Source organism: Paenibacillus sp. oral taxon 786 str. D14, from assembly GCF_000159955.1.
GTDB classification, from domain to species: Bacteria; Bacillota; Bacilli; order Paenibacillales; family Paenibacillaceae; genus Fontibacillus; species Fontibacillus phoenicis.
This window is the reverse complement of sequence record NZ_GG696001.1, coordinates 1-3,781: the sequence shown is the minus strand read 5'-3', so window position 1 is coordinate 3,781 and position 3,781 is coordinate 1. Positions and strand designations below refer to the sequence as shown.

At 53.7% G+C, this 3,781-nt stretch carries 3 protein-coding genes; 2 read left to right on the top strand and 1 reads right to left on the bottom strand.

The genetic code is table 11. From position 1 onward, the window contains the following. Positions 1-546 (bottom strand): DUF2161 family putative PD-(D/E)XK-type phosphodiesterase (locus POTG_RS21760; protein WP_009227009.1); only part of this gene is annotated, 546 nt, incomplete at its 3' end. Between the two features lie 236 nt (positions 547-782). On the opposite strand from POTG_RS21760, the gene POTG_RS21755 reads away from it, so the two are divergent. Together POTG_RS21755 and POTG_RS21750 are read left to right on the top strand one after the other, a co-directional pair. After that, positions 783-2,678, top strand: coding sequence for a PrkA family serine protein kinase (locus POTG_RS21755; RefSeq protein ID WP_009227008.1), 1,896 nt, complete (start codon positions 783-785; stop codon positions 2,676-2,678). A 498-nt stretch (positions 2,679-3,176) separates the two neighbouring features. Next, on the top strand, positions 3,177-3,503 hold the full coding sequence (locus POTG_RS21750; protein ID WP_009227007.1) for a hypothetical protein: 327 nt from the start codon (positions 3,177-3,179) through the stop codon (positions 3,501-3,503). Positions 3,504-3,781 lie beyond the last annotated feature (278 nt).

Sequence of the window (3,781 nt, the reverse complement as noted above, 5' to 3'; positions counted from 1 at the left end):
GCCGCCGCCCTCCTCGATGGCGAGCGCCACGCGCAGCGCCCGTTCGCGGTAGGCCGTCACCAGCTTGGTGCCGGTGCTGCCGCCGACGTTGTAGTCGCCGCTGCGTTCGTGGAACTCGTGCAGCAGCTTATCCACTCGGCGTTTAACCACCTTCGGCCCCGGCATGTATAAGTCTCCGTCCCCCGGCTCGCATAGGACTTCCACGAAGGCGGGTTTCGTTTTATACCGGGTTACCGTGATCAACCCCAGTCCCAGCCGGCGGCAAAGCATCGTAATTTCACTCCACCGCTGGTTGTGCGCCCCTTTTTTGGCGCGGTTCCGCTCCACGGCCAGATACACCTCGGGGCTCAGGCGCTGGCGCTCCAACCCCTGCAGCAGCAGAGGAAGATTAAACGTCTTTTTGATTTCCACAATCAGCGGCTCGTTGCGGTCAGGCCGAACGCCAACCAAGTCGCAATGCCGCACTTCCCCTTTAATGACATACCCTCGCTCCTCAAAAAAAGCCTTCAACGGAGCGTACAATTCCGTCTCATGCTGTACCGCCATGACGATCCCCTTTTCCTCATCGTTCCCATGATCCTGTTCAAGATTATATCACAAAGCCGAATTCCTACTTTTTCCATCTGAATATTTTCATCGGAAAAACGGTCAACTTCTCCCTCACCGGCGCATAGGTATGTAATACACTTTTTTATCGTGGATGCTCCATAATCTGGTCACGTCAGTTCTAAAGATGGGGACGCGGGAGAACCCCTAAAGCGGGAGTACAGGAGGTACCTAACATGGACATTTTTGAGCGAATAGCGGCTTATCGGGCGGAAAGCGACTCCTTGTCGTGGAGCGGCACATTTAAAGATTATGTTGAACTGTTGGCCAAAGACCCTTCGCCGGCGATGACCGCCCATGCCCGGGTCTATGAAATGATTAAATCCTATGGCATCGAAGAGGAAGACGGCCGGAAAAGGTATAAATTTTTTGAGCAGGAAATCTTCGGGCTCGATCGGGCCATCGAAAAGCTGGTCGAGGAGTATTTTCACTCCGCCGCCCGCCGGCTCGACGTACGCAAGCGGATTTTGCTGCTGATGGGGCCGGTCAGCGGGGGCAAGTCCACCATTGTGACGCTGTTGAAGCGTGGGCTAGAGAAGTTTTCCCGGACCGATAAAGGGGCGGTGTACGCCATCGCCGGGTGCCCGATGCATGAGGACCCGCTTCACCTCGTTCCGCATGAGCTCCGGCCGGAGGTGGAGAAAACGCTGAACGTCCGGATTGAGGGCAATTTATGCCCCGTTTGCCAGATGAGGCTGAGGACGGAATACGGCGGCGACATCGAGAATGTCAGGGTCGAGCGGGTACTCTTGTCCGAAGAGGAACGGGTTGGCATCGGCACGTTTAGCCCGTCGGATCCGAAATCCCAGGATATCGCCGATTTGACCGGCAGCATCGATTTTTCCACAATCACCGAATATGGTTCAGAATCCGATCCGCGGGCCTACCGCTTTGACGGCGAGTTGAACAAGGCCAACCGCGGCCTGATGGAGTTCCAGGAAATGCTGAAATGCGATGAGAAGTTTCTATGGAATCTTTTGTCGTTGACCCAGGAAGGGAATTTCAAGGCGGGGCGGTTTGCGCTGATCTCGGCGGATGAGCTGATTATCGCGCACACCAACGAAGCGGAGTACAAAGCGTTTATTGCCAACAAGAAAAATGAAGCACTGCAGTCGCGGATGATCGTCATGCCGATCCCCTATAATCTCAAGGTGTCACAGGAGGAGAAAATTTACGCCAAGCTGATCGGCCAAAGCGATATGAATCACGTTCATATTGCTCCGCATGCCCTGCGGTCCGCAGCGATTTTCTCCATCTTGACCCGGTTAAAGGAGACGAAGAAGCAAGGCGTCGATCTGGTGAAAAAAATGCGCCTCTACGACGGCGAAGAAGTCGAGGGCTACAAGGACGCCGATTTGAAGGAGCTGCAAAACGAGTACCTGGAAGAAGGCATGTCCGGCGTGGATCCGCGTTATGTCATCAACCGGATTTCCAGCGCGCTGATTAAGCAGGACTTGCATTGCATGGGTGCACTTGATATTTTGCGGGCGATCAAAGATGGTCTTGACCAGCATGCTTCCATCACGAAGGAGGAACGCGAGCGTTACCTGAACTTCATCAGCATTGCCCGTAAGGAATACGACGAGATTGCCAAGAAAGAAGTGCAAAAAGCGTTCGTTTACTCGTTTGAGGAATCGGCGCGCACCTTGTTCGAGAACTATCTCGACAACATCGAGGCGTTCTGCAACTGGACGAAAATCCGCGACCCGCTTACCGACGAGGAGCTGGATCCCGATGAGCGGTTGATGCGTTCGATCGAAGAGCAAATTGGCATCTCGGAAAACGCGAAGAAGGCGTTCCGGGAGGAAATTTTGATCCGCATCTCTGCGTATTCGCGTAAAGGGAAGAAATTTGAATATAATCACCACGACCGGCTGCGGGAAGCGATCCAGAAGAAGCTGTTCGCCGACCTCAAGGACATCGTCAAAATCACAACCTCAACCAAAACGCCGGACGAAAACCAACTGAAACGCATCAACGAGGTCAGCAAGCGGCTGATCGACGAGCACGGCTACTGCCCGGTGTGCGCCAACGAGCTGCTGCGTTATGTCGGCAGTTTGTTGAACCGGTAAAGCGTGGCAGCTGTAAGGTGGGGGGAGATCCCTCCACCTTTTTTGGCGTGCTTGGGTGTGCATCACGTCACTCCACGTCCCACCACGTCGTGCTCTCCCACCAACGAACTGGATTCACCTCCCGCCCGTCGCGCTCCTCCACCCAACTAACTGGATTTTCTACCGTTAATTTCGAGCCGAGAAGGCCATTTGAGTAAATTAACTGGAAAAAGTACCTCTAATTTCGCATCAAACTCGCCAAACCCGCGAAACCGCCAAAATTAACGTTACTTTTTACAGCTAATCCTCTCCTAAGTGCAAAATGAGCAAAATTAACAGTAGTTTTTACAACTAATTCCCGTCCGAGCTCCGAACTCCAAGCGTCGAACCTCCTAACTAACTTATTCCGCCGCCCGAAGGCATTTGGCAAGAGGAGCCGGATTCCCACGCCAAGCTTCACCGCCTACTGGGTATTCGCATACGATAATTTGAACTTGAAACGTTGGAGGCGAATAACGAATGAGTGTTCAACCATGGGGTTATCCTCAGCATCGTATCGTTTATCAGGCTGATCCGCAACACGTCCATCATTTGCGGACGGTTCGTGACCGGGTACACGACATCTGCCGGCAGCATATCAATCAGCGGGTGCGCATTGAAACGATGGAAGGTCATGTGCATGTTGGTCGAATCGTTGGCTGCCAAGGCGGGTTACTGCATTTGGCTGTTCCGCGGCAAGGGGGGCAGCGTGCCATTGGCGCTCCTTATTGGGGGCTAAGTCCTAGCGATGAGACCATTTTAACGCTGGTTCTCTACGAACTGCTGGTCATCGCTTTGCTGTCCTGATGGATCCGCAAAGTAGAATGCTGCCCTGTGGAGCCCGTAGGTAAGGAAGCTGCACTAAAGAGCTCCGCAGACCAGCACGCTCCCCTGAAGAACCCGCAGGAAAGAATGGCTGCACGAAGGCGAAGTGCTTCGCAGACCAGAACCTGCTCCGTCTGGCTCAACACACCAGCACGCTGCTCCTAAGTGCTCCCCAGAACAGACAAGAGCCGCCAGATCAATTGATCCGTGCGGCTCTTCTTCCAGATTGAAACATCCAAGGAATCAACAACGTTAGTTAG

Excerpts from the sequence above, each read along its gene's own strand:
- POTG_RS21755 (WP_009227008.1), top strand. The coding sequence starts at position 783 with ATGGACATTTTTGAGCGAATAGCGGCTTATCGGGCGGAAAGCGACTCC.
- POTG_RS21750 (WP_009227007.1), top strand. The coding sequence starts at position 3,177 with ATGAGTGTTCAACCATGGGGTTATCCTCAGCATCGTATCGTTTATCAG.